25 protein-coding genes are annotated in these 24,678 nt (G+C 62.9%); 13 read left to right on the top strand and 12 right to left on the bottom strand.

The genetic code is table 11. The features are described 5' to 3' along the window. Window positions 1-67 precede the first annotated feature (67 nt). The 9 genes from CRX69_RS07425 to nrdR form a co-directional block, all read right to left on the bottom strand. Window positions 68-826 (bottom strand): substrate-binding periplasmic protein, encoded by a 759-nt coding sequence (locus CRX69_RS07425; protein ID WP_076383461.1) that lies wholly within the window; start codon window positions 824-826, stop codon window positions 68-70. 11 nt (window positions 827-837) lie between these two features. Further along, entirely contained in the window at window positions 838-1,341 is a 504-nt protein-coding gene (locus CRX69_RS07420) for a phosphatidylglycerophosphatase A family protein (RefSeq protein WP_047229740.1), read from the bottom strand. Then, entirely contained in the window at window positions 1,338-2,303 is a 966-nt protein-coding gene (gene thiL, locus CRX69_RS07415) for a thiamine-phosphate kinase (RefSeq protein ID WP_076383460.1), read from the bottom strand. Before thiL ends, CRX69_RS07420 begins: the two co-directional genes overlap by 4 nt. Before the next feature lie 18 nt (window positions 2,304-2,321). Beyond that, window positions 2,322-2,822, bottom strand: a complete 501-nt coding sequence (nusB, locus tag CRX69_RS07410) for a transcription antitermination factor NusB (RefSeq protein ID WP_047229742.1) — start codon at window positions 2,820-2,822, stop codon at window positions 2,322-2,324. Beyond that, window positions 2,819-3,295 carry a 6,7-dimethyl-8-ribityllumazine synthase gene (gene ribH / locus CRX69_RS07405; protein ID WP_047229743.1) on the bottom strand — a complete coding sequence of 159 codons (477 nt, stop codon included), beginning with the start codon at window positions 3,293-3,295 and terminating at the stop codon, window positions 2,819-2,821. The genes nusB and ribH overlap by 4 nt, the downstream gene beginning before the upstream one ends. 90 nt (window positions 3,296-3,385) lie before the next feature. Further along, window positions 3,386-4,477, bottom strand: a complete 1,092-nt coding sequence (ribBA, locus tag CRX69_RS07400) for a bifunctional 3,4-dihydroxy-2-butanone-4-phosphate synthase/GTP cyclohydrolase II (RefSeq protein ID WP_076383459.1) — start codon at window positions 4,475-4,477, stop codon at window positions 3,386-3,388. Between the two features lie 16 nt (window positions 4,478-4,493). After that, window positions 4,494-5,156, bottom strand: a complete 663-nt coding sequence (locus tag CRX69_RS07395; RefSeq protein ID WP_047229745.1) for a riboflavin synthase — start codon at window positions 5,154-5,156, stop codon at window positions 4,494-4,496. Between the two features lie 46 nt (window positions 5,157-5,202). After that, the gene (gene ribD, locus CRX69_RS07390) at window positions 5,203-6,336 is read right to left on the bottom strand and encodes a bifunctional diaminohydroxyphosphoribosylaminopyrimidine deaminase/5-amino-6-(5-phosphoribosylamino)uracil reductase RibD (protein ID WP_076383457.1); all 1,134 of its coding nucleotides are present in this window, start codon (window positions 6,334-6,336) and stop codon (window positions 5,203-5,205) included. After that, window positions 6,333-6,797 carry a transcriptional regulator NrdR gene (gene nrdR / locus CRX69_RS07385; RefSeq protein ID WP_024778359.1) on the bottom strand — a complete coding sequence of 155 codons (465 nt, stop codon included), beginning with the start codon at window positions 6,795-6,797 and terminating at the stop codon, window positions 6,333-6,335. Before nrdR ends, ribD begins: the two co-directional genes overlap by 4 nt. A 127-nt stretch (window positions 6,798-6,924) precedes the next feature. Here nrdR and CRX69_RS07380 point away from each other — a divergent pair, with 127 nt between their 5' ends. The 3 genes from CRX69_RS07380 (at window position 6,925) to trxA (ending at window position 9,101) form a co-directional block, all read left to right on the top strand. Next, the gene (locus CRX69_RS07380; protein ID WP_107321785.1) at window positions 6,925-7,395 is read left to right on the top strand and encodes a YbaY family lipoprotein; all 471 of its coding nucleotides are present in this window, start codon (window positions 6,925-6,927) and stop codon (window positions 7,393-7,395) included. Then, window positions 7,392-8,045 (top strand): class I SAM-dependent methyltransferase, encoded by a 654-nt coding sequence (locus tag CRX69_RS07375; protein WP_076383455.1) that lies wholly within the window; start codon window positions 7,392-7,394, stop codon window positions 8,043-8,045. Before CRX69_RS07380 ends, CRX69_RS07375 begins: the two co-directional genes overlap by 4 nt. Window positions 8,046-8,228: 183 nt before the next feature. Further along, the gene (trxA, locus tag CRX69_RS07370; protein ID WP_076383454.1) at window positions 8,229-9,101 is read left to right on the top strand and encodes a thioredoxin; all 873 of its coding nucleotides are present in this window, start codon (window positions 8,229-8,231) and stop codon (window positions 9,099-9,101) included. A gap of 67 nt (window positions 9,102-9,168) precedes the next feature. Here the strand turns inward: trxA and CRX69_RS07365 are convergent, their stop codons facing one another. Beyond that, the gene (locus CRX69_RS07365; RefSeq protein ID WP_047229750.1) at window positions 9,169-9,516 is read right to left on the bottom strand and encodes a hypothetical protein; all 348 of its coding nucleotides are present in this window, start codon (window positions 9,514-9,516) and stop codon (window positions 9,169-9,171) included. Window positions 9,517-9,648: 132 nt separating this feature from the next. On the opposite strand from CRX69_RS07365, the gene CRX69_RS07360 reads away from it, so the two are divergent. From CRX69_RS07360 to CRX69_RS07340, 5 genes are all read left to right on the top strand, one after another. Further along, window positions 9,649-10,239 (top strand): DUF2796 domain-containing protein, encoded by a 591-nt coding sequence (locus CRX69_RS07360; protein ID WP_076383453.1) that lies wholly within the window; start codon window positions 9,649-9,651, stop codon window positions 10,237-10,239. A gap of 161 nt (window positions 10,240-10,400) precedes the next feature. Beyond that, window positions 10,401-11,111 (top strand): ABC transporter ATP-binding protein, encoded by a 711-nt coding sequence (locus CRX69_RS07355; protein WP_076383452.1) that lies wholly within the window; start codon window positions 10,401-10,403, stop codon window positions 11,109-11,111. A 1-nt stretch (window position 11,112) separates the two neighbouring features. After that, window positions 11,113-12,378 carry an ABC transporter permease gene (locus tag CRX69_RS07350; protein ID WP_047229753.1) on the top strand — a complete coding sequence of 422 codons (1,266 nt, stop codon included), beginning with the start codon at window positions 11,113-11,115 and terminating at the stop codon, window positions 12,376-12,378. 11 nt (window positions 12,379-12,389) lie between these two features. Then, complete coding sequence (locus tag CRX69_RS07345; RefSeq protein ID WP_047229754.1) at window positions 12,390-12,908, top strand: DUF3299 domain-containing protein; 519 nt, start codon at window positions 12,390-12,392, stop codon at window positions 12,906-12,908. 256 nt (window positions 12,909-13,164) lie between these two features. Continuing rightward, window positions 13,165-13,863, top strand: coding sequence for an OmpW/AlkL family protein (locus CRX69_RS07340; RefSeq protein WP_107321784.1), 699 nt, complete (start codon window positions 13,165-13,167; stop codon window positions 13,861-13,863). A gap of 135 nt (window positions 13,864-13,998) precedes the next feature. On the opposite strand, the gene CRX69_RS07335 is transcribed toward CRX69_RS07340, so the two are convergent. Both CRX69_RS07335 and CRX69_RS07330 read right to left on the bottom strand, forming a co-directional pair. Then, window positions 13,999-14,928 (bottom strand): NAD-dependent epimerase/dehydratase family protein, encoded by a 930-nt coding sequence (locus CRX69_RS07335; RefSeq protein WP_076383450.1) that lies wholly within the window; start codon window positions 14,926-14,928, stop codon window positions 13,999-14,001. Further along, entirely contained in the window at window positions 14,921-15,805 is an 885-nt protein-coding gene (locus tag CRX69_RS07330; protein WP_076386543.1) for a sugar nucleotide-binding protein, read from the bottom strand. The genes CRX69_RS07335 and CRX69_RS07330 overlap by 8 nt, the downstream gene beginning before the upstream one ends. A gap of 300 nt (window positions 15,806-16,105) precedes the next feature. On the opposite strand from CRX69_RS07330, the gene CRX69_RS07325 reads away from it, so the two are divergent. The 5 genes from CRX69_RS07325 to CRX69_RS07305 all read left to right on the top strand — a co-directional run bounded on the left by CRX69_RS07325 (window position 16,106) and on the right by CRX69_RS07305 (window position 24,661). Further along, window positions 16,106-20,419 (top strand): DEAD/DEAH box helicase, encoded by a 4,314-nt coding sequence (locus CRX69_RS07325; protein ID WP_107321783.1) that lies wholly within the window; start codon window positions 16,106-16,108, stop codon window positions 20,417-20,419. A gap of 208 nt (window positions 20,420-20,627) precedes the next feature. Further along, window positions 20,628-21,554, top strand: coding sequence for a DUF72 domain-containing protein (locus CRX69_RS07320; protein WP_047229758.1), 927 nt, complete (start codon window positions 20,628-20,630; stop codon window positions 21,552-21,554). After that, window positions 21,551-22,363: an endonuclease/exonuclease/phosphatase family protein gene (locus CRX69_RS07315; protein WP_076383448.1), complete on the top strand. Its 813-nt coding sequence runs from the start codon at window positions 21,551-21,553 to the stop codon at window positions 22,361-22,363. The genes CRX69_RS07320 and CRX69_RS07315 overlap by 4 nt, the downstream gene beginning before the upstream one ends. Further along, on the top strand, window positions 22,360-23,658 hold the full coding sequence (clsB, locus tag CRX69_RS07310; RefSeq protein ID WP_047229760.1) for a cardiolipin synthase ClsB: 1,299 nt from the start codon (window positions 22,360-22,362) through the stop codon (window positions 23,656-23,658). Before CRX69_RS07315 ends, clsB begins: the two co-directional genes overlap by 4 nt. After that, complete coding sequence (locus tag CRX69_RS07305; RefSeq protein ID WP_107321782.1) at window positions 23,645-24,661, top strand: lysylphosphatidylglycerol synthase domain-containing protein; 1,017 nt, start codon at window positions 23,645-23,647, stop codon at window positions 24,659-24,661. The genes clsB and CRX69_RS07305 overlap by 14 nt, the downstream gene beginning before the upstream one ends. Window positions 24,662-24,678 lie beyond the last annotated feature (17 nt).

The following is a 24,678-nucleotide window of genomic DNA, read 5'->3' as shown; positions in this document are numbered from 1 at the left end:
CATTGTAACAGCACGTCCCGACCGACGCTCAGGCTGAATTATCGGCCATAAACATCGAAAAGATTGATTACGGCTTTGGTGGCCTGCCGTGCTCGTCGAAGGGATAGGGTTGTTTCCAGCGTGCAAAAATCGGCTTCAGTCGACCGTTCTTCACCAGCTCAGCCATGCGCCGGTCAAACAGGCCCCGTAGCACCCGACCGTTTTCGGTGTTGGCAAACCCCAGATAGAGCGGCAGATTGATCAGCGGCGAAAGTTTGAATTGCTGTGGATTCTCGGCCTTGGCAAGTACGTTCTCGATTTCCATCAACGCATCGATATAAAAATCGGCGCGATCATGGACCAGCATCGGCAGGATGCCCACGGCACGGTGAATTTCGTTGAATTTGCGGATGTTAGGCAGGTAGCTGTCGTATTCGTAGCCACGCATCCACACCAGCCGATAGTTGCCGACCGTTGCCAATGTAGGAGACGGTTTGGAGGCCAGCCCCAAGGCGTAGATGTGATCGACATCGTAGTGCCATTGAGGATAAAGCACCCCCTCCGACTCATCGAGATAAGCGCCCACCTGCACATCGACCTCACCGCGCTGCACCAGCCCGATTGAACGGGTGTACGGCACGCTGCGGGTTTCCAGCCTCACGCCTGCGGGCTCGAACACTTCACGCAAGATGTCCCACGCCATGCCCTTGCCATCAGCCTGGGAGTAATCCGCCCATTCCTCGCTGGCCGCGCGCACCTTGTCGGGCAGCGCCGTCGGCTCGGCCGCCCGCGCGCCGAAGCAGCCCACCAGACACAACAGCAGTAAGAGTGCGCGGCTTGCGCCCATGCCTGAATCCCTCAGGAGAAACACCACACCAATCCTTGCATCGCCAGCCAGGCGAAGACACCGGCCAATACATCGTCAAGCATGATGCCTACGCCTCCATGCACCTTGCGGTCGATCCAGCGGATCGGCCATGGCTTGAGGATATCGAAGAAGCGGAACATCAGAAAACCCGCCAACAGCCAATACCATCCTTCAGGCACCAGCCACAGGGTAATCCACATGCCGACCATTTCGTCCCAGACGATGCCCTCATGATCGTGCACCCGCAGGTCATCCGCCACCTTGCCGCACAGCCAGAAGCCGAACAGCATGGTGATGCCGAGCATCAGCCAGTAGCCCCAGTCCGGCAACATCTGCCACAACGGTATAAAGGGTAGCGCAACCAGCGAGCCCCAGGTGCCCGGAGCTTTAGGTAAAGTGCCCGAACCGAAGCCGAACGCGAGGAAATGCCAGGGATTACGCCAGACCGAGGGCGGAACGAATTCCGCCGGGACCTGGTTGGGATGATCTGTCACGGTGTCTCCCGAAAATGTTGATAGCCCCGGATCTTCGGGGTGATGTCGTGTCCATCGCTGTCGAGCAGCGCAACACCTTGCCCGGCCACCACGCGACCGATCACATGGATCGGCCAGCCCTCGGCCTGCAACGCCATCAGTCGGACAGATGGCAAGGTGAATAGCAACACGTAATCGTCACCACCGCTCAACGCGGCGTGCGCGGCATTCGCTCGGCCCAGGAACGCTACCAAAGCCTTGGACAATGGCAGGCGGTCACGTTCAACGTGCAACGCCACACCTGACGCCAGGGCGATATGCCCGCAATCGGCCAGCAGGCCATCAGAGATATCCATCGCCGCGCCAGCCTTGCCCCGCAGCGCCAGGCCGAGGTCGATTTGCGGGCGTGGCGACCAATAATGCGCCAGCAGCGGCTCGGCGATATCAGGTTCGGCGGTGCGCTGCCCCAGCACGAGCGGCAATGCGCCAGCGCCATTGCCCAACTCGCCACCGACACATAGCCAATCACCAGGCTGCGCGCCGCCGCGAGTCAGGGCCTGGCCGCACGGCACGCGACCGAACACCGTCAGGGTCATGCTCAACGGCCCACGCGTAGTATCACCGCCCACCAGCGCGACATCACACGCCTGGGCCATCTGGTTCAAACCACGGGCATAGGCTTGCAACCAATCGGCGGTCACCGTCGGCAAGGTCAGGGCCAGGGTAAATGCAAAAGGAGTAGCGCCCATGGCGGCCAGGTCACTGACCGCCACGGCCAGCGAGCGCTGGCCGAGCAGGAACGGGTCGCAAGGGTCTGGAAAATGCACACCGGCCACAAGGGTATCGGTGGACACCGCCAACTGCTCCCCGGGTGGAACGGCCAGCAAGGCGCAGTCGTCGCCGATCCCGAGCGCAACGCCCTCGCCGCCCTGCGCGCAAGACGCGGCGGCGAAGTAATGACGGATCAGCTCAAATTCGCCCATAGTCGCTGCAAACGCCGGTCAGCGCTTGAACGCCTTCACTTCAGCTTCACGCAGACGCGGGGCCAGCTTGTCGAGTACACCGTTGACGAACTTGTGCCCATCGGTGGACCCGAAGACTTTCGCCAGCTCGATCCCTTCGTTGATCACTACGCGGTACGGAACGTCGACGCGCTGCATCAGCTCCCAGGTGGACAAGCGCAACACGGCCAGTTCAACCGGGTCCAGCTCTTCGATGGTCAGGTCCAGGCAAGGAGCCAGGGCAATGTCGATTTCGGTCTTGTGGGCCGGGACGCCATGCAGGATCTCGCGGAAGTACGCGCCATCAACGTCACTGAAGTCGTTGTCGACCCGAAACTGCGCTTCGATCTCGTTCAGCGATTGCTTGGCCATGTGCCATTGATACAGCGCCTGGGTCGCGAGCTGACGGGCTTCGCGACGCTTGACGCTCTTCGAAGGCTTGCCGGCATCGGCTGGCTTGGGATCGCGCGGGTTGAAACGATCGCTTTCGTCGCTAATCACTTGGCCTCCAACTGCGCCAGCAGGCTGACCATTTCCAGGGCGGACAGGGCAGCTTCGGCGCCTTTGTTACCGGCCTTGGTGCCGGAACGTTCAATGGCTTGCTCGATGGAATCAACGGTCAGCACGCCGAAGGCGACCGGCACGCCGAATTCCATGGACACCTGGGCCAGGCCCTTGGTGCATTCGCCGGCCACGTATTCGAAGTGCGGAGTACCGCCACGAATGACCGCGCCCAGGGCGATGATCGCCGCATATTCGCCCTTTTGAGCGACTTTCTGCGCAACCAGCGGAATTTCGAAGGCGCCAGGCGCACGGATGATGGTGATGTCGCTTTCGCTCACGCCATGGCGAACCAGGGCATCGACCGCACCGCCAACCAGGCTCTCAACCACGAAGCTGTTGAAACGGCCCACTACCAGAGCGTAGCGGCCTTGAGGGGCGATGAAGGTACCTTCGATGGTCTTCAGGGTCATTCGTCAGATCTCTTAAAGAGCCAGAGCGCGTTCGAATACGCGCTCCTTAGTGATATTAGCCGCGAATACTGAGCCGGAAATCCCGGGCCATTATTCGGAGGGCACGTATTCTACAACTTCCAGGTCGAAACCGGATATCGCATTAAATTTCATCGGTGCGCTCATCAGGCGCATTTTTCGTACGCCCAGGTCCCGCAGGATCTGCGAACCGGCGCCGACGATGCTGTAGGTGGTCGGTTTTTTCACGATGGTGTTATCGCCGGTTTCACGGATGTGCGCCAGCAACACGTCGCCATCGAGCGGGTGTCCGAGCAGCAGGACCACGCCGCTGCCGGCCTCGGCCACCGCGGCCATGGCGGCCCGCAGGCTCCAGCGGCCGGGCTGCTTGACCATCAGCAGGTCGCGCAGCGGGTCCATGTTATGCACGCGCACCAGGGTCGGTTCTTCGGCGCACACGGTGCCCAGGGTCAGCGCCATGTGCACGTCACCTTCCACCGAGTCGCGGTAGGTCACCAGATTGAACTGGCCCAGTTCGCTGTCCAGCGGCTGCTCGGCAATCCGCTGAACGGTACGTTCGTGGATCATCCGGTAGTGGATCAGGTCAGCGATGGTGCCGATCTTGATGTTGTGTTCGGCGGCAAAGGCTTCCAGTTCCGCGCGACGGGACATGGTGCCGTCGTCGTTCATGACTTCGCAGATCACGCCGCTGGCTTCAAAACCGGCCATGCGCGCCAGGTCGCACGCCGCTTCGGTGTGGCCGGCACGGGCCAGGGTGCCGCCGGCCTGGGCCATCAGCGGGAAGATGTGGCCGGGGCTGACAATGTCTTCGGCCTTGGCGTCTTTCGCGGCGGCAGCCTGCACAGTGCGGGCACGGTCAGCGGCGGAGATACCGGTGGTCACGCCCTCGGCGGCCTCGATGGACACGGTGAACTTGGTGCCGAAGCCGGAACCGTTGCGCGGCGCCATCAATGGCAGCTTCAAGAGCTCGCAGCGCTCGCGGGTCATGGGCATGCAGATCAGGCCACGGGCGTGCTTGGCCATGAAGTTGATGTGTTCGGCCTTGCAGCACTCGGCGGCCATGATCAGGTCGCCTTCGTTCTCGCGGTCTTCGTCATCCATGAGGATGACCATCTTGCCTTGGCGGATGTCTTCAACCAGTTCTTCGATGCTATTGAGCGCCACGCGGCACCCCCTTGGGTCAGGATTTGAGGTAGCCGTTGGCGGCCAGAAAGCTTTCAGTGATGTTACCGGCTGCAGGCGTTGCTGCCTTGTCACCCAACAGCAGGCGCTCCAGATAACGGGCCAGCAGGTCAACCTCCAGGTTGACCCGGCGACCGGGCCGATACGAGGCCATGATGGTTTCGCTCAAGGTGTGCGGAATGATGGTCAGCAGGAACTCGGCGCCATCCACCGCATTGACCGTCAGGCTGGTGCCATCGACGGTGATCGAGCCTTTATGGGCGATGTACTTGGCCAGCTCTTTCGGGGCGCGGATGCGAAACTCCACGGCCCGGGCGTTATCGCTGCGCGCAACCACTTCACCCACGCCGTCGACATGGCCACTGACCAGATGTCCGCCCAGGCGGGTGGTAGGGGTCAGGGCTTTTTCCAGGTTGACCGGGCTGCCGCTCTTGAGATCGTTCATGGCGGTGCAGTCGAGGGTTTCGCGGCTGACGTCCGCCAGGAAACCATTGCCCGGCAGTTCGACGGCGGTCAGGCACACGCCGTTTACCGCGATGCTGTCGCCCAGTTTGACGTCGCTCAGGTCGAGCTTGCCGGTTTCGACATGAACCCGCACGTCGCCGCCCTTGGGGGTCAGTGCACGGATGCTGCCGATGGATTCGATGATGCCGGTAAACATGGAGTCCTCCTCGAGAACGGGCCGCCGCTTGAGCGAAAGCCGGGAATTATACGCGGGCCTGCGAAACGGGAACGGCGATGACTCGCCAGTCATCGCCCACGGCACGGATTTCGGTGATTTTCAGCTCCGGGGCATCTTTCATCTGCGCCAGCGGCCAATCCAGTAACGGTCGTGCCGAAGAACCAAGGAACTTGCCGGCGATGAAAATCTGGAACTCATCCACCAATCCTTGCCGGGCAAAAGCCCCCGCCAGGCGTGGGCCGGCTTCCACCAGCACTTCATTGACGCCGCGGCCCGCCAGCTCCATCAGCAGGCGACGCAGATCGACCTGGCCATCGTCGCCCGCCACGATCATGCATTCTGGGCCATTGGCGTATTGTTCTTCCACCGCCATGCAGGTAGCGACCAGCGCCGGGCCGGCCTTGAAGAAAGGTGCGTCCAACGGCACGCGCAGACGACCGTCCACCAGTACCCGCAACGGCGGACGACTCATGATCAGCGCGGTCTGCTGTGCATCCAGGCCCAGTTCATCGGCGCGCACGGTCAGCCGGGCGTTGTCGGCCAGCACCGTATCGGCACCGGTCAGCACCACACTGGCCTGGGCGCGCAGGCGTTGCACCGCCGAACGTGCAGCGGTACCTGTGATCCACTGGCTTTCGCCGCTTTCCATGGCGGTACGGCCATCGAGGCTCATGGCAAGCTTGACCCGCACGAACGGCAAGCCGTGTTCCATGCGTTTGAGAAAACCTTCATTGAGCTTGCGGGCTTCGCCTTCCAGCACGCCGCTTTCGGTGGCGATACCGGCCTGGGCCAGCCGCTGCAGGCCGCGCCCGGCGACTTCCGGGTTCGGGTCCTGCATCGCCGCCACCACCCGCGCCACGCCGGCATTGACCAACGCATCGGCACAGGGCGGCGTATGCCCGTGATGACTACAGGGTTCGAGGGTCACGTAAGCCGTGGCGCCCCGAGCCTGTTCACCGGCGGCGCGCAGGGCATGGACTTCGGCATGGGGTTCGCCGGTGCGAATGTGCCAGCCTTCGCCGACAACCTGACCGTCACGCACGATCACGCAACCTACCCGGGGATTGGGATGCGTGGTGTAGTGACCGCGCCGCGCCAATTCCAGGGCACGGGCCATGTGTTGGGCGTCGAGGACCGCCTGCTGCGCCGGGCTGGTCATTCTTTCACCGGTTCGCGGGCCAGGCGGTCGATTTCTTCGCGAAATTCGTTCAAGTCCTGGAAACGGCGATAGACCGAGGCGAAACGGATGTAGGCGACTTCATCGAGCTTCTGCAGCTCGGCCATCACCAGTTCACCGACCACCAGGGATTTGACCTCGCGTTCGCCAGTGGCCCGCAGCTTGTGCTTGATGTGCACCAGCGCCGCTTCCAGGCGCTCGACGCTCACCGGGCGTTTTTCCAGGGCGCGCTGCATGCCAGCGCGCAGTTTGTCTTCGTCGAACGGCTGACGGCTGCCGTCGGTCTTGATCAGGCGCGGCAACACCAGTTCAGCGGTCTCGAACGTCGTGAAACGCTCGCCGCAGGCCAGGCATTCGCGCCGGCGGCGGACCTGTTCGCCCTCGGCGACCAGTCGCGAGTCGATGACCTTGGTGTCGTTGGCACCGCAGAAGGGACAGTGCATGGTGGCAGGCAACAAAAAAAGGGAGGGCCATGGTAGCGCATCCCACTGGCAAGACAAGCCATAGGGTTTACGGTATACAGACGGGGTTACCGTCAGCCCCCTGGAATTTACCTTGCTGGAGCCACACATGCCGCTACGATCGCTCGTTTTGCTCAGTCTATTCAGCCTGCTGATGGCGTGCAGCAGCGACGCCCCCAAACCCGATGCCCCCGCCCCGGCCAAGGCCCCTGCGCCGAAACAAGCCCAGGAAAAAGCCCGCCAGGCCGCCGAACTGGGGCCGCTACCGGCGCACCAGCGGGAGTTGAGCGGCACCCTGCAAGGGATACCGGCCGGGGCCGAGGTCGAACTGGCACTGCTGGTGATCGATGACAAGGACCGTCCGCAACAATTGCTCGCCAGCTCCAGCCTGATCGGCACCAACCAGGCGCTGCCCTTTCGCCTGCGCTTCAACCCCGAAGCCTTCCCGGTTGGCGCCCGCGTGGAACTGCGCGGCCGCGCCAGCCAGTCGGGCCAGTTGATCCTGCATCTGCCGGAGCAACGCATCAGCCAGCCGACCACCCAGGCGCTGGGCGCGCTGCAATTTGTCAAAGCGCCATGAATTCACCGCAAGACCTGCAGCACGCGTTGGGCCAGTTGCTTGGAGACGCGCGTCTAGTGGCTTGCCCGCTGCCTGAGACTGAGCTGAAATTGTGGCTGATCGACGGCGATAACATGGACCGCGCGTTCAGCCCGGAAGAAACCCGGCGCATTCTCCACGAACCACCTTACTGGAGCTTCTGCTGGGCCAGCGGCCTGGCCATGGCACGCTATCTGGTCGAACAGCCGCATTGGGTCGCAGGCAAGCGAGTGCTGGACTTCGGCGCCGGTTCCGGCGTGGCGGGTATTGCGGCGCTCAAGGCCGGGGCGCTGGAGGTGGTGGCCTGTGATCTGGATCCTCTGGCGCTTGCTGCGTGCCAGGCCAATGCCCTGCTCAATGACGTAACGCTTGGGTACTCGGAGGATTTTTTCGCCGAGGACGATCGCTTCGACCTGATCCTGGTGGCGGATGTGCTTTACGACCGCGCCAACCTGCCGTTGCTCGACCAGTTCCTCAGTCGCGGCCGCGAGGCCCTGGTGGCCGACTCCCGGGTGCGGGATTTCCAGCATCCGCTGTACCGGCGCATCGAAATGCTCGAAGCCATGACCTTGCCGGATCTGGCCGAGCCCGAGGAGTTTCGGCATGTGAGCCTGTACCACGCGCGGCGTTAGCCTCAAGAGCATCGCGAGCAAGCTTGCTCCCACAGGGTTTTGTGTCGAATACAAAATGTGTGTTCATCACAAATCCCATGTGGGAGCGAGCCTGCTCGCGATAAGGCACCGCAACCCCCCGCTTTCAGCCGCCCCCCACCAAGCCGTATAGTTGCCCCATTCAAGCGTTCTACGAGATTCCCCATGACCCAGGACACCCCGTACATCTTCGACGCCACCACCGCCGACTTCGACCAGTCGGTGATCGCCAACTCTTTTCACAAACCGGTGCTGGTGGATTTCTGGGCCGAGTGGTGCGCACCGTGCAAGGCGTTGATGCCGATGCTGCAAGGCATTGCCGAGAGCTATCAGGGCGAACTGCTGCTGGCCAAGGTCAACTGCGACATCGAGCAGGACATCGTCGCCCGCTTCGGCATTCGCAGCTTGCCTACCGTGGTGCTGTTCAAGGACGGCCAGCCCGTCGACGGTTTCGCCGGCGCCCAGCCGGAGTCCGCCGTGCGGGCGATGCTCGAACCTCATGTACAGATGCCGCCTCCGGCCGCCGCCGACCCGTTTGAACAGGCCCAGGCGCTGTTCGACGAGGGGCGTTTCGCTGATGCCGAGGCCGTGCTCACTGCACTGCTGGGGGAAGACAATACCAACGCCAAGGCGCTGATCCTGTATGCCCGCTGCCTGACCGAGCGCGGTGAGCTGACTGAGGCACAAACCGTGCTCGACGCGGTGAAAAGCGACGAGCACAAGGCCGCGCTGGCCGGGGCCAAGGCGCAGATCCAGTTCCTCGGCCTGGCCAAGGATCTGCCGGACGCCGCCGATCTCAAGGCCCGCCTGGCGAAAGATCCGCAGGACGACGAAGCGGTGTATCAACTGGCAATCCAGCAATTGGCCCGCCAGCAGTACGAGCCGGCCCTCGACGCGCTGCTCAAGCTGTTCATCCGCAACCGCAGCTACAGCGAAGGCCTACCCCACAAGACGTTGCTGCAAGTCTTCGAATTGCTGGGCAACGACCATCCGCTGGTGACGACCTATCGCCGCAAGCTGTTTGCGGCGTTGTACTAGAGGAGCCGTTGCAAGCTGCAAGCTTCGAGCTGCAAGCGGCGATTCGTTTCAGCTTGGGGCTTGCGGCTCAATCTGCGTGCCAACTGTAGAGCGGTGTATCGCCGCCGCTGATGACTTTCACGTCCGGACTATGGCGCAAGCGCACTAACAGGCGTTTGCCGGCCGGGGCGCTGCCGGTCAGGCCTTCGAGCTGTTCCAGCAGGTCCGGACCGCTCAGTTGCCCGGCCTTGCGCAGCAATTCCCTGGCGATCTGCCACAAGGCATCGTCCTGGTTGGCCGGCCTGGCCGCAGCCGTCGCCGTGTTATCGGGCCTGACCGTTTGCAACTGCGCGCCGAGCTGCGCCCAGTCGCCCTCATCCATGTCGATCGACAAGTCTACCGGCCAATCACCGACGGTTCCGCGTATCCGCAACATTACCGTGCTCCTGAAAATTTCATGTGCCCATGCTCCCATGGGCCTTGCGCGACGCCAAGCAGCCGGTCAAACTCTGCGCACTTTCGTTATAAGATTACATAACAGAACACTCATTTTATCTGGAGACTCGTCATGCGCCGTCTGCTTCTCGCCCTGCCGTTCGCCCTGCTGCCCTTGGCTGTCGCCCATGCGGCGGTCGAGCATGACCACGATCATGATCACGAGCACGGCAGCCTCGGCGCCCATGAACACGGTGTCGGCCGGCTGAATGCCGCCCTGGATGGCCAAACCCTGGAACTGGAGCTGGAAAGCCCAGCGATGAACCTGGTGGGCTTCGAACACGCCGCCACCAGCGATGCCGACAAGGCCAAGGTCGCCGCCGTGCGTGCGCAACTGGACAAGCCGCTGGCGCTGTTCAGCCTGCCCGCCGCCGCCAAATGCACCGTGGCCCAGCAGGAACTGGAGAGTCCGCTGTTTGGCGATGAACCGGACCACGATGACCACGACGAAGATGAGCATGGCGACGAACACCACGGCGAACACAGTGAAATCCATGCCCACTACCAGTTCACCTGCGCCACCCCGGGCGAGTTGAAAAACCTGGACCTGGCGACCCTGTTCAAAACCTTCCCGGCCACCCAGAAAATTCAGGTACAACTGATCAGCCCGAGCGGCCAGCAAGGCGTGGAAGTGACGGCCAAGGCACCCACCCTGAAGTTCTGATTGACCGCAAAACCAATGTGGGAGCGAGCCTGGTGGGAGCAAAGCTTGCTCGCGATGGCGGTTCTATTGTCGACACCCAAGTTGAATGTGACGGCCTCATCGCGAGCAAGCTTTGCTCCCACCGGTATTCCCACAGGTATTCATCTTTTGAACCCGCAAACATGACTCAAGCACTCATCGAGCTGTCCGACCTGGGCTTCAGCTGGCCCGGACATCCACCCTTGCTGGATATCCCGGCGTTTCGCCTGGAGGCCGGTGAGACGCTGTTTCTCAAAGGCCCCAGCGGCAGCGGCAAGACCACGCTGCTGGGGCTGCTGGGCGGTGTGCAGACACCGGACCGGGGCAGCATTCGCCTGCTCGGCCAGGAACTCACCGAACTGGGCGCCGGGGCCCGTGACCGCTTTCGCGTCGACCACACCGGCTACATCTTCCAGCAATTCAACCTGCTGCCGTTTCTCTCGGTGCGCGAGAACGTTGAACTGCCCTGTCACTTCTCGAAACTGCGTGCGCAACGGGCGATCCAGCGTCACGGCAGCGTCGATCAAGCTGCTGCCACGCTGCTGGCGCACTTGGGCCTGACCGACACGAATCTGCTTGGGCGCCGCGCCGACTCGCTGTCCATCGGCCAGCAGCAACGGGTAGCAGCCGCCCGGGCATTGATCGGCCAGCCGGAACTGGTGATCGCCGACGAACCCACCTCGGCACTGGACTACGACGCCCGGGAAAACTTCCTGCGGCTGCTGTTCGCTGAATGCCGCGAGGCCGGATCGAGCCTGCTGTTCGTCAGCCATGACCAGAGCCTGGCGCCGCTGTTCGACCGCAACCTCTCGCTGGCCGATCTCAATCGCGCCGCCACGCCACTCGAGGTCTGAGATGTATTTGTTCCGTCTTGCCATGGCCAGCCTGGCGAACCGCCGTTTCACCGCGATCCTCACCGCATTCGCCATCGCCCTTTCGGTGTGCCTGCTGCTGGCGGTAGAGCGGGTACGCACCGAGGCGCGGGCCAGTTTCGCCAGCACCATCAGTGGCACCGACCTGATCGTCGGTGCCCGCTCGGGTTCGGTGAACCTGCTGCTGTATTCGGTGTTTCGCATCGGCAACGCCACCAACAACATCCGCTGGGACAGCTTCGAGCAGTTCGCCAGCAACCCGAAAGTGAAGTGGGCGATCCCCATGTCCCTGGGCGATTCCCATCGCGGCTACCGGGTGATGGGCACGACCGAGGCCTACTTCGAGCATTACCAATACGGTCGCCGGCAACACCTGGCGCTGGCCGAGGGCCGCGCCTTCGCCACCGATCCATTCGAAGTGGTGCTCGGCGCCGAAGTGGCCGAGGCGCTGCATTACACGCTGGGCGACAAACTGGTGCTGGCCCACGGCGTAGCGGTGGTCAGCCTGGTCAAGCACGATGACAAGCCCTTCACCGTGGTCGGTATTCTCAAGCGCACCGGCACCCCGGTGGACCGCACGCTGCACATCAGCCTCGGCGGCATGGAAGCGATCCACATCGACTGGAAAAACGGTGTGCCGGCCCAGGGCAAGGGCCGCATCAGCGCCGACCAGGCCCGCAACATGGACCTGACGCCCAAGGCGATCACCGCGTTCATGCTTGGCCTCAACAGCAAGATTTCCACCTTCGCCCTGCAGCGCGAGATCAACGAGTTCCGCGGCGAGCCGTTGCTGGCGATCCTGCCCGGCGTGGCGTTGCAGGAGTTATGGAGCCTGATGGGCACGGCGGAAAAAGCCTTGTTCGTGATTTCGCTGTTCGTGGTGCTGACCGGTCTGATCGGCATGCTCACGGCGATTCTCACCAGCCTCAACGAGCGGCGGCGGGAGATGGCGATCCTGCGCTCGGTGGGCGCGCGGCCGTGGCACATCGCGACCCTGCTGGTGCTCGAAGCCTTCGCCCTGGCGTTGGCCGGGGTCGCCGCCGGGCTGGCCCTGCTGTACATCGGCATCGCCGCCGCGCAGGGTTATGTGCAGTCGGCCTATGGGTTGTATCTGCCCTTGGCCTGGCCGAGCGAATATGAATGGACGCTGATGGCTGGCATTCTGGTCGCCGCTCTACTGATGGGCAGCGTGCCGGCCTGGCGCGCCTATCGCCAATCGTTGGCCGATGGCCTGTCGATCCGTTTATGAGGACGTTGAAGATGCCCCGCGCTTTGCTTGCGCTGTTGATGACGGTCGCCCTACCGCTGTGGGCGGCCGAACCGAGGGACTTGTCGTGGCAGGAAATGATCCCGCCGGACGCACCGCCGGAAGTGCCGAACATGACGCCGCTGCACGACCTGTCGCAGATGAGCGATGCCCTGGCCGCCGAAGCGGCCCCCGCGGCCAAGCAGGATCTGCCCAACGCGCCGGTGGTCAAGGAACTCGACGGCCAGCAGATTCGTTTGCCGGGTTACATCGTGCCGCTGGAAGTCAGCGAAGAAGGCCGCACCACGGACTTTTTGCTGGTGCCGTATTTCGGCGCTTGCATCCACGTACCGCCACCGCCGTCGAATCAGATCGTGCATGTGAAAAGTGAAATCGGGGTCAAGCTCGACGAGTTGTACCAGCCGTACTGGGTCGAAGGGCCGATGCAGGTCAAGCCGTCCACCAGTGAACTGGCCGATGCCGGGTATCAGATGGCGGCTGAGAAGATTTATGTGTATGAGCTGCCGGAGTGAATCTGGTGGTGATGTGTTGGCAATGGAATAGCTATCGCGAGCAGGCTCGCTCCCACAGTTGACCGAGTTGCTTCAGAAGGAATCCGGTCCAATGTGGGAGCGAGCCTGCTCGCGATGGGGCCCTCAAGATTTCCTCATCATCATTTTATTGAGCTGAGTCAATTAATAGACCCAGACTCATTGAGCTGAGTCAAAAGACCGCCCTAGAGCGCTGCGTACCATGAGACATCAATTTTAGATGCCCTCTGGAGCCCCCATGCAAAAGTCTCTGCTCAGCGCTTCCCTCGTGGCCCTCGCGCTCGCCTCCCCGCTCGCCCAGGCTCATACCGCTGGCGACATCATCGTTCGCGCCGGCGCCATCACCGTCAACCCGGAAGCCGACAGTTCCAGCGTCAAGGTCGATCGTGGCCCGCTGGCCGGCGCCGACCTGGGCGGCAAGGCAACCATGAGCAGCGACACACAGCTAGGCCTGAACTTCGCCTACATGATCACCAACAACCTGGGCATCGAACTGCTGGCCGCATCGCCGTTCGAGCACGATGTGAAGATCAAAGGCACCGCCCTGGGTGCGGCCAACAACAAGCTCGGTACCCTCAAGCACCTGCCGCCAACCCTGAGCCTGGTCTACTACCCGCTCGACGCCACGTCGGCCTTCCAGCCTTACGTCGGCGCCGGCATCAACTACACCTGGATCTACGATGAACACGTCGGCAGCGAAGCCAGCGCCAACGGCTTCAGCAACTTCCGGGCGAGCAACAGTTGGGGCATGGCGTGGCAAGTGGGCGCCGACTACATGCTGACCGACAACATCATGGTCAACGGCCAGATTCGCTACATCGACATCGACACCACCGCCTATGTGGACAACAACGCCGTGGCCAGCGGTACCCGGGCCAAGGTGAATGTCGATGTGGACCCTTGGATCTACATGGTGGGGTTGGGTTACAAGTTCTAACTCATTCTTGAGAGTAAGAAAAAACCTGTGGGAGCGAGCCTGCTCGCGATTGCGTTGGATCAGCCGGCATTGATGCCAGCTGACAAACCGCTATCGCGAGCAGGCTCGCTCCCACAGTTTTTGGTGGCGTAGGATTCAGCGTCCCAGCAGCCGCGCCAGCCCCACGCTCATCGGCGTCTGTTGTGGAAAGCTGAAGCGCTCCAACAGCCGGCGATTGTCAGCCCGGGAATGGCGGATGTCGCCGGAGCGCGCCGGGCCGTAGCTGATCGGCGGCAGATCGCCCACCACCGTGGCCAGGGCCTGGAGCAATTGCTTGAGGGTCGTGGCCTGGTTCCAGCCGACGTTCACCGCGCCCACTTGCACCTCAGGTGTTTCGATAGCCTGCACCAACAGGTCCACCAGGTCTTCGACGTAGACAAAATCCCGGGTCTGCTCGCCGTCGCCGAACACCGTGATCGGCAGGCCTTTCTGTGCCCGTTCGCTGAAGATGCTGATGACCCCGGAATAGGGCGAGGACGGATCCTGGCGCGGGCCGTAGATGTTGAAGAAGCGGAACACCACCGGCTCCAGTGCGTGCTGGCGGCGGTAGAAGTCCAGGTAGAACTCGCTGGCCAGCTTGTCCGAAGCATATGGCGTGAGCGGAGCCTTGGGCGTGTCTTCGTCGATGGACTCACCTTCGCCGTTGTTGCCATAGACCGCTGCGCTGGAGGCGAACAGCACCCGCTTCACCCCGGCCTGGCGCATGGCTTCGCAGACATTGAGGGTGCCGATGAAATTGCTCTGGTGCGTACGCACCGGATCGTCCACCGAGGCCTGCACCGAAGCCACTGCTGCCAGGTGCGCCACGGCGCTGCAACCGGCCACGGCCCGGGCTACCAGCGCCGCATTGGCCACGTCGCCTTCGATCAGTTCAACCAGAGGGTTGTCCAGCGGCAGGTTACTGCGCTTGCCGGTGGACAGGTCATCGAGGATGCGCACCGAATGGCCCTTGGCAAGCAAGGCGTCGGTCAGGTGCGAACCAATGAAACCAGCGCCGCCGGTGATTAAAACAGGACCTTCAGCCATGACGATAAAACCTATCCAGTAAGCCCGGGAGTGCAGCGCGCCAGGCGCGGGGCTTGATCCCGAACGTGTGCAGAATTTTCTTGCAGGCCAGCACCGCATGCTGCGGTTCTTCCGCGGCGTCCGGCCGTGCGGCGTGTGCCTGGGGGGTAGGCGATTCGATTGCCAGGGGATGCAGGGCCCGGGCTTCGGTGAGGATCGCCTGCCCCAGCGCCAGCGGCGTGGTCGCTTCATGCCCGGCATAGTGGTAGGTGCCCCACAACGGCGCGGCGCAATCGAGTTGCTTGAGCACCGAGATGATCACCCGCGCCGCGTCGTCCACCGGCGTCGGATTGCCCCGACGGTCGTCGGCCAACAGCAGGTCTTCGGGTTGTTCGGCCCGGGCCAGGAAACGTCCCAGGATGCCGTCGGCGCTGTCGTCCAGCAGCCAGCCGAAACGCAACAGCACATGTTGTGGACAGGTGGCGCGCACGCTCTGCTCAATCCGCCACAACGCCTGCCCGCGCAGCCCCAAGGGCACAGGTTCGTCCTTTTCGCTGTACGCCGTAGCGCGGGATCCATCAAACACGCGATAGCTCGACGGTTGCAGCAAAATGATGTTGTGATGCTGGCACAATTCGGCCAGCCGCTCGACAGCGCGCTCCTGGCTGGCCAGGCGCTGCTCGCTGACGGTCTCAGCCTGGAACCAGTCGAAGTAGTACGCCAGGTTGATCAAGGCGTCCGGTCGAGTGTCGTCCAGCAGCTGCGTCAGGCTCGCGGCATCCCAGCCGTCTTCGGGGGGGCGGGGGGCAAGAAAACCGATGTCTTCTTCCGCACCGAGGCGAATCAGCGCCTGCCCAAGGGCATTTCCGCCGCCCAGTAACATAAGGCGCATTCGCATAAAGTCAGCAGGCCCGGTCTGTTGGCAAAAGAATTGGGTCGACAACGCCCGCAGGCGTTGTCGGAATCGTTGCATTTTGCGGGTTTAGTGCGCAACCGTCATCCGTAAAGTGCAGATCCGGTATTTGTGTAAGGTTCACAGGCTCTATCGCGAGCAGGCTCGCTCCCACAATGGAGCGAGTCTCTTCAGAAAGAATGCGGTCGAATGTGGGAGCGAGCCTGCTCGCGATGAGGCCCTCCCAGGCCAGGCATCGCTCAGAGGTACTTGCATCTTCCCCATCCCACCCGCATAACTGCCCACATGAATCTGCCCTTCCCAGCCGACCACGCCATGGCAGGCTTTCATCCCGCCGTTCGCGCCTGGTTCAGCCAGACATTCCCGGCGGTCACGGCCGCTCAGGCCCGGGCGTGGCCGCTGATCGGGCAGCGCCGTTCGACCCTGGTGGCTGCGCCCACGGGATCGGGCAAGACCCTCACAGCATTTCTTGCCGTACTGGATGACCTGGTACACCGAGGCCTGGAACAAGGCGGTCTGCCGGACCAGACCCTGGTGGTCTACGTCTCACCGCTCAAGGCATTGAGCAACGACATCCAGATCAACCTGCAAAACCCGCTGGCCGGCATTACCGAACAATTGCGGCAGATGGGCCTGCCGCCGTTGCACATCACCACCGCCGTGCGCACCGGAGACACGCCACAAAAAGACCGCACAGCGATGCGCAAGACCGCGCCGCATATTCTGGTGACCACCCCCGAATCGCTTTACGTGCTGCTCGGCTCCGATTCCGGCCGGCAAATGCTCGCCAGCACCCGCACCGTCATTGTCGACGAGATCCACGCCATCGCCGCCAGCAAACGCGGCAGTCACCTGGCCTTGACCCTGGAGCGTTTGCAAGCGCTGTGCGCCGAACCGCTGATGCGCATCGGTCTGTCCGCCACGCAAAAACCCATCGAAGCGGTGTCGCGTTTTCTCGTTGGCCAGGGGCGCAGCTGTGAAATCGTCGACATCGGCCACGCCCGCCCCCGGGACCTGGACATAGAAGTGCCACCCGTGCCGCTCTCGGCGGTGATGGCCAATGATGTGTGGGAACTGGTCTACAACCGCCTCGCCGAACTGGCCCGGGAACACCGCACCACCCTGATTTTCGTCAACACCCGGCGACTGGCCGAACGCCTGAGCCGTCATTTGAGCGAACGCCTGGGCAAGCACGCGGTGGCCGCCCACCACGGCAGCCTGGCCAAGGAGTTTCGCCTCGACGCCGAACAACGGCTCAAGCGCGGCGAGTTGCAGGTGTTGATCGCCACCGCGTCCCTGGAACTGGGCATCGATATCGGCGACGTCGACCTGGTGTGTCAGATCGCCTCGCCGCGGTCGATCTCGGCGTTTTTGCAACGGGTCGGCCGCTCGGGCCATCAGGTTGGCGGCACACCCAAGGGACGCCTGTTCGCCACCACCCGCGACGACTTGATCGAATGCGTCGCCCTGCTCGATTGCGTGCGCCGTGGCGAGCTGGACATTCTGCACATCCCCAAGGCGCCACTGGATGTGCTGGCCCAGCAGATCGTCGCCGAGGTCAGTTGCCAGGAATGGCCGGAACAGGCGCTGCTGGAAACCTTTCGCCGCGCCGCGCCCTATGCCGAGTTGGACGACGGCCACTATCAGGCGCTGCTGCACATGCTCGCCGAGGGCCTCAATGGTCGTCAGGGCGTGCGCAGTGCGTACCTGCATCGCGACGCCGTCACCCGCACCCTGCGCGGGCGCCGGGGCAGCAAGCTGACCGCCGTGACCAGCGGCGGCACTATCCCGGACAACGCCGACTACAGCGTGCTGCTCGAACCCCAAGGATTGAACATCGGCAGCGTCAACGAAGACTTCGCCGTGGAGAGCATTGCCGGCGACGTGTTCCAACTGGGCAATACCTCTTACCGCATCATTCGCGTGGAAACCGGTCGGGTGCGGGTCGAGGACGCCCAGGGCCAGCCGCCGACCATTCCGTTCTGGCTTGGCGAAGCCCCTGGCCGCAGCGCCGAGTTGTCCCTGGCGGTAGCCCGCCTGCAAGCCCAACTGGACCAACTGCTCGGTGCCACGCCGGGCAACTTGCAACCGGCCCTCGACTGGCTGACCGGCACCTTGCAACTGAACCTGGCCAGTGCCGAACAACTGGTGGACTATCTGGCCCCGGCACGCCTGGCCTTCGGCGCCCTGCCGTCCCAGGACACACTGGTGATGGAGCGGTTTTTCGACGAGTCCGGCGGCACGCAACTGATCATCCATACGCCGTTCGGCAGCCGCATCAACCGCGCCTGGGGCCTGGCCCTGCGCAAGCGTTTCTGCCGCACCTTCAATTTCGAATTGCAGGCCGCCGCCAGCGAAGACGCCATTGTGCTGTCGCTGTCCACCAGCCACAGCTTCGAGCTGGACGAGGTCTGGCGCTATCTCAATAGCCATAGTGCCGAACAGATACTGATCCAGGCAGTGCTGGATGCGCCGCTGTTCGGCGTGCGCTGGCGCTGGAATGCCAGTGTCGCCCTGGCCTTGCCGCGCTATTCGGGCGGACGCAAAGTCGCTCCGCAGATCCAGCGCATGAAAAGCGAAGACCTGATCGCCAGCGTATTCCCGGACCAGATCGCCTGCCTGGAGAACCTCGCCGGCGAACGGGAAATCCCCAATCACCCACTGGTGGAACAGACCCTCGACGACTGCCTGCACGAAGCCATGGACAGCGAAGGCTGGCTGACGCTGTTGCGGCGCATGGAAGCCGGCGAGGTTCGCCTGATCAGCCGCGATCTGCCGGCGCCCTCGCCCCTGGCGGCAGAAATCCTCAGCGCCCGGCCCTACACCTTTCTCGACGACGCCCCGCTGGAAGAACGCCGCACTCAAGCGGTGATCAACCGGCGCTGGAGCGACCCGCAGTCTACCGACGACCTCGGTGCACTCGACGCCGACGCCATCCAGGCGGTACGGGACGAAGCCTGGCCGGCCCCCACCAACCTCGATGAAATGCACGAAGCACTGATGAGCCTGGCCTGCATCGCCGACAGCGAGGCAAGTGCTCAGCCGTCGTGGCTGGACTGGCTGCAGGCCCTGGCCGAGCGCGGCCGCGCCAGTCATGTACAGATCAGCGCCGAACGAGGTGTGTGGGTGGCGCTGGAACGGCTGACGTGTCTGCAAGCCATTTATCCACAGGCTCAATGGCGACCGCCGCTGACGCCGCTGGCGGGTTTCGATGAACCCTGGGACCGCGATGAGGCCATGGTGGAGGTACTGCGCGCGCGGCTCAGCGCCTTTGGTCCACTGCCGCTGGAGGCCATCGCCTACCCGCTGGGGCTCACGCCCCCGCCCATCACCCAGGCCCTGGCGCAACTGGAACAGCAAGGCTACGTGCTGCGTGGCCGATTCACCCCCGGCAGCGGACAGGAAGAATGGTGCGAGCGGCATTTGCTGGCGCGTATCCACCGCTACACCGTCAAGCGCCTGCGCCGGGAAATCGAGCCGGTGATGTTGCAGGATTTCATGCGGTTCCTGTTCGACTGGCAGCATCTGTCGCCGTCCACCCAAGGCCGGGGCAACGCGGTGCTGCCGTCGATCATCAGTCAGTTCGAAGGCTATCCGGCCGCCGCCTCGGCGTGGGACAGCGACCTGTTGCCGGCGCGGATCAAGGACTATTCCCCGAGCTGGCTCGATGAGCTGTGCCGCAGCGGCAAGCTGGTGTGGACGCGCCTGAGCGCTCGTCAGAAGCAATCTTCCAGCGCCTTGCGCAGCACGCCGATTGTGTTGCTGCCGCGCAATCAGGTCGCCCTCTGGAGCAGCCTGACTGAACAGACCCCACCCAGCGAGCTGTCACCCAAGACGCAAAAAGTCCATAAGGCCCTCAGCGAACACGGCGCGCTGTTTTTCGATGAGTTGTTGCACGAGGCGCACTTGCTGCGCAGCGAACTGGAAATCGCGCTACAGGAACTGGTAGGCGCCGGGCTGGTAAATGCCGACAGCTTCGCCGGGTTGCGCGCGTTGATCACCCCTGCCAGTAAGCGCCAGGCCCGCAGCAGTCGGCGCGGGCGCGGGGCATTCGTTGGCGGCATGGACGATGCCGGGCGCTGGGCCTTAATACGCCGTAGCACACCAGAGCCCGAGGAAGGAAACCGGCCAGCGGCGATACCACCCGACACCCTCGAACACATCGCCATGACCTTGCTGCGCCGTTATGGCGTGGTGTTCTGGCGCCTGTTGGAGCGGGAGGCGGATTGGTTGCCGAGCTGGCGCGAGTTACTGCGCACGTTTCATCGCCTGGAGGCGCGGGGAGAGATTCGTGGCGGACGTTTTGTCAGCGGCCTGGCGGGCGAGCAATTCGCCCTGCCCGAAGCCATTCCATTGCTGCGGGAAGTGCGCCGCCGCCCCAGCGACGGCGCCCTGGTCGCGGTGTGCGGTGTCGACCCGCTGAACCTGGCCGGCACCTTGTTGCCGGGAGCGAAAGTACCGGCGCTGGCGAGCAATCGGCTGGTGTATCGCGATGGCCTGCCGGCGGCGGCGCAGATCGCGGGCAAACAGCATGTGTGGCTGGAGCTGGATGCGCAGGGCATGACTGAGGTAAGGAACAAGCTGATCCAGAGAAGTTGAGGGTGTCTGGACGGACCTCATCGCGAGCAGGCTCGCTCCCACATTTGATCTGCGCTGGGGGCCCATTCAGCAACTACTGAAACACAGCGAACAAGACTGCAGGACTTCACCTGCCCTCACCGTCGGTAACTCCATCGAAACTTTCTACCCCGCGCGACAGTCATCAAAAGACACAGGCGGTACGAGGTCATTGGCACGGGAGGGACACATGACGGCGATCCACATTGGCATTTCCGGTTGGCGTTATACGCCTTGGCGGGGGGATTTCTACCCCAAGGGGCTGACCCAGAAACGGGAATTGCAATTCGCCTCGCGAGCGGTCAACAGCATCGAAATCAATGGATCGTTCTACGCCCTGCAACGCCCCGAACGGTATGCCCAGTGGTACGCCGAGACCCCGCCCGGCTTCGTCTTCAGCGTCAAGGCGCCGCGTTTCATCACCCACATCAGACGTCTTCGGGACATTCACAAGCCGTTGGCCAATTTCTTCGCTTCCGGCGTGCTGGAGCTCAAGGAGAAACTCGGCGCGATCCTCTGGCAGTTTCCTCCCAGTTTCAAATTCGATCCCGAGTTGTTCGAAGACTTTCTCAAGCAACTGCCCCACAACACCGAAGATGCCGCCGCCCTGGCCCGGGAGCACGAACCGCGCCTGAACGGCCACGCCAGCACCCAGGCCGACAAGAAGCGGCCGCTGCGTCACGCGGTGGAGATCCGTCATGAAAGCTTTATCGATCCACACTTCATCACCTTGCTCAAACGCTACGACGTGGCACTGGTGATCGCTGACACCGCGGGAAAATGGCCGTATCGCGAAGACGTTACCAGCGACTTCGTGTACTTGCGCCTGCACGGAGCCGAGGAGCTATACGCCAGCGGCTACACCGATGCGGCCTTGAAACGCTGGGGCGAGCGGATCGAGGCCTGGAGCCACGGCACACAACCGCGCGATGCCCATTTGATCGACCCGAAAAAGAAACCCCGCGCCCGCAAGAGCCGGGAGGTGTTCTGCTATTTCGACAATGACATCAAAGTCCGTGCGCCCTATGACGCGCGTCACTTGTTGGAGCACTTCGACCTGGACAAGGACCTGGCCACCACGCCCGGCGAGCGCCCGGCCGAGGGGGTATTGCCATGAGCATCCCGGAGTTCACCGAAACGACCCGCGATCCAACCCAGGAACGGACGCAAGACCTCGACCGGATCAATCGCTTCACCGTCCTGACGGTCAACACCCATAAAGGTTTCACCGCCCTGAACCGGCGCTTCATCCTCCCGGAACTGCGCGAGGCGGTGCGCAGTGTGTCCGCCGACGTGGTGTTCTTGCAGGAAGTCCACGGCACCCACGAACACCACCCGCAGCGCTATTCCAACTGGCCGAGCATGCCGCAATACGAATTCCTCGCCGATAGCCTCTGGCCACAGTTCGCCTACGGGCGCAACGCGGTGTACCCGGCGGGGGACCATGGCAACGCATTGCTGTCCAAATTCCAGATCATTCGCCACGACAACCTGGACGTGTCTATCAGCGGCCATGAAAGCCGCGGCATGCTCCACAGCGTGCTGCGTCTGCCGGGCGGCGATGAGCGGGAAATCCACGCCATCTGCGTGCACCTGGGGTTGCGCGAGGGGCATCGTGTCGAGCAATTGAAACTGCTTTGCCAGCGTTTGAGCGAACTGCCGCCCGAGGCGCCGGTCATCGTCGCCGGGGATTTCAATGACTGGCGCGGCAAAGCCAGCGAGCTGCTTGAACCCAGCGGCCTGCGGGAGGTGTTCGCCGAGCAATGGGGCAAGCCGGCCCGCAGCTTTCCGGCGCGCCTGCCGGTCCTGCGTCTGGACCGCATCTACGTGCGCAACCTCAAGGCCCGTCATCCCAAGGTATTGAACGTACGCCCCTGGTCGCACCTTTCCGACCATGCACCGCTTTCGGTGGAGATCGAATTATGAGCGCGACTATGAACAAGGCGACGGTGGAACAGGTAGAGGTTCCGCCGACCGAGCGCAATCCGGCGCTGGTGGACATCGAGTACGGTTGGCACGGCAATAACCGGGTCACGCTTTTGGAGAACGGCGAGGAATATTTTCCCAGGGTCTTTGAGGCCATACGCCGGGCCGAAAAGGAAATCCTCCTTGAGACCTTCATTCTGTTCGAGGACAAAGTCGGTATCGAACTACGGGACCTGTTGGTCGACGCGGCCGGACGTGGCGTGCGCATCACCGTCAGCCTGGACGGTTTTGGCTGCGGCGAGCTGACCCCGGAATTTCTGGCGACATTGAGCGACGCCGGGGTGCGTTTGCAGATATTCGATCCCGCACCCCGGCACCTGGGCATCCGCACCAACTGGTTCCGGCGCCTGCACCGCAAGATCGTCGTGGTGGACGGTGTGATCGCGTTTATCGGCGGGATCAATTTTTCCGCAGACCATCTGGGCGACTTCGGTCCCGAGGCCAAGCAGGATTATTCCGTGGAGGTCAAAGGACCGGCGGTGGTGGATATCCATCACTTCGCGCTGTTGCAGAGCGGTCGGCCCAGCCGGGCCAAATATTGGTGGCAACGCCGCCGCAGCCGCCGCAACGAGTTGGCCTTCAACGATCATGATGGTCAGGTGCGGCTGGTCTATCGCGACAACCATGAGCATCAGACCGACATCGAAGAGGTGTACCTGCAAGTATTGCGTAGCGCCCAGCGACGCGTGGTCATTGCCAATGCCTATTTCTTCCCCGGTTTCCGGCTGCTGCGCGAGATCCGCAATGCCGCGCGGCGTGGCGTGGAAGTACGACTGATCCTGCAGGGCCAGCCGGACATGATGATCGCCAAGCTCGCAGCGCGGATGCTGTACAACTATCTGCTCAAGGCCGGCGTGGTGATCTACGAGTATTGCGAACGGCCGTTGCACGGCAAAGTCGCCTTGGTGGATGAGGACTGGAGCACGGTGGGCTCAAGTAACCTCGACCCCCTGAGCCTGTCCCTGAACCTGGAAGCCAATGTGCTGATCCGCGACCGGGCCTTCAACCGTGAATTGTTCGAGCGCCTCGATGATCTGAGCCGCAACCATTGCACCGTCATGCCGGCCAACCCTGCCCCTCGGGGCCTGCTGTGGCGCATGACCATCGGCTTCATGGTGTTTCACTTCCTGCGCCACTTTCCGGCCTGGGCCGGCTGGCTGCCAGCCCATAAGCCGCGCCTGAAACCTTTTTCGCCGCCCACGGCGGTTCGGAGCGAACCCCATGAACCACTCTGACGCGCACACGGCGCCAAGTGATGCCCACGCATCTGATGCCCACGCGGCCGAACACAGCAAACCCAAATCACGCTGGAGCCGCTGGAAACGCCCTCTGACCCTGGCCTTCTTCCTGCTGCTGATCGTGTTGTTCACTGCCCTGGCCCGGCGCATTGACTGGGCCGAAGTGTTCGCGACCCTGGCGGACTTCAAACTGCGCACGTTACTCATTGCCGCTGCGCTCACCGTTACCAGTTTCATCACTTACGCTTGCTACGACCTGATCGGCCGCACCTACATACGGCAGAAACTGGGCTGGCAGCAGATATTGCCGGTGGGGGTGATCAGCTACGCCTTCAATCTGAACCTCAGTGCCTGGGTCGGCGGCATCGCCATGCGCTACCGGCTGTATTCACGGCTGGGGGTCAGCAACGGGAACATCGCCAAGATCCTCGGCCTGAGCCTGGCCACGAACTGGTTTGGCTACATGACGTTGGCCGGGGTGGTGTTCAGCAGTGGCCTGGTAACGATGCCGCCGGGGTGGAAACTGAGCAGCACTGCGCTGCAAGGCGTGGGCGTGCTGCTGCTGTGCATCAGTGCCGGTTATCTGGTGGCCTGTCGGTTTTCCAAACGTCGGGCCTGGACCATCCGCGGCATGGAAATCAACCTGCCGTCGCTGCGCATGGCGGGGCTGCAACTGGCGCTGGGGGCGTTGAACTGGTCGCTGATGGCGGCGGTGATCTTCACCCTGCTGCCGGGCAAGCTGGATTATCCGGTGGTGCTCGGGGTGCTGATGATCAGCAGCATTGCCGGGGTCATCACGCACATTCCGGCGGGATTGGGGGTGCTGGAGGCGGTGTTCATTGCCCTGCTGCAGCACGAGGTTTCTCGCGGAGGCCTGTTGGCGGGGCTGATTGCCTATCGAGCGATCTACTTCATCTTGCCGTTGTTGATCACGGTGGTGATGTACCTGGTGATCGAGGCGAAGGCCAAGGCATTGCGGGTCAAGCCGGGGCCTAAGTGACGGGGTTCTGAGTATGG

This window comes from Pseudomonas rhizophila, from assembly GCF_003033885.1.
Lineage (GTDB): Bacteria > Pseudomonadota > Gammaproteobacteria > Pseudomonadales > Pseudomonadaceae > Aquipseudomonas > Aquipseudomonas rhizophila.
This window is presented reverse-complemented; position numbering and strand designations above follow the sequence as displayed.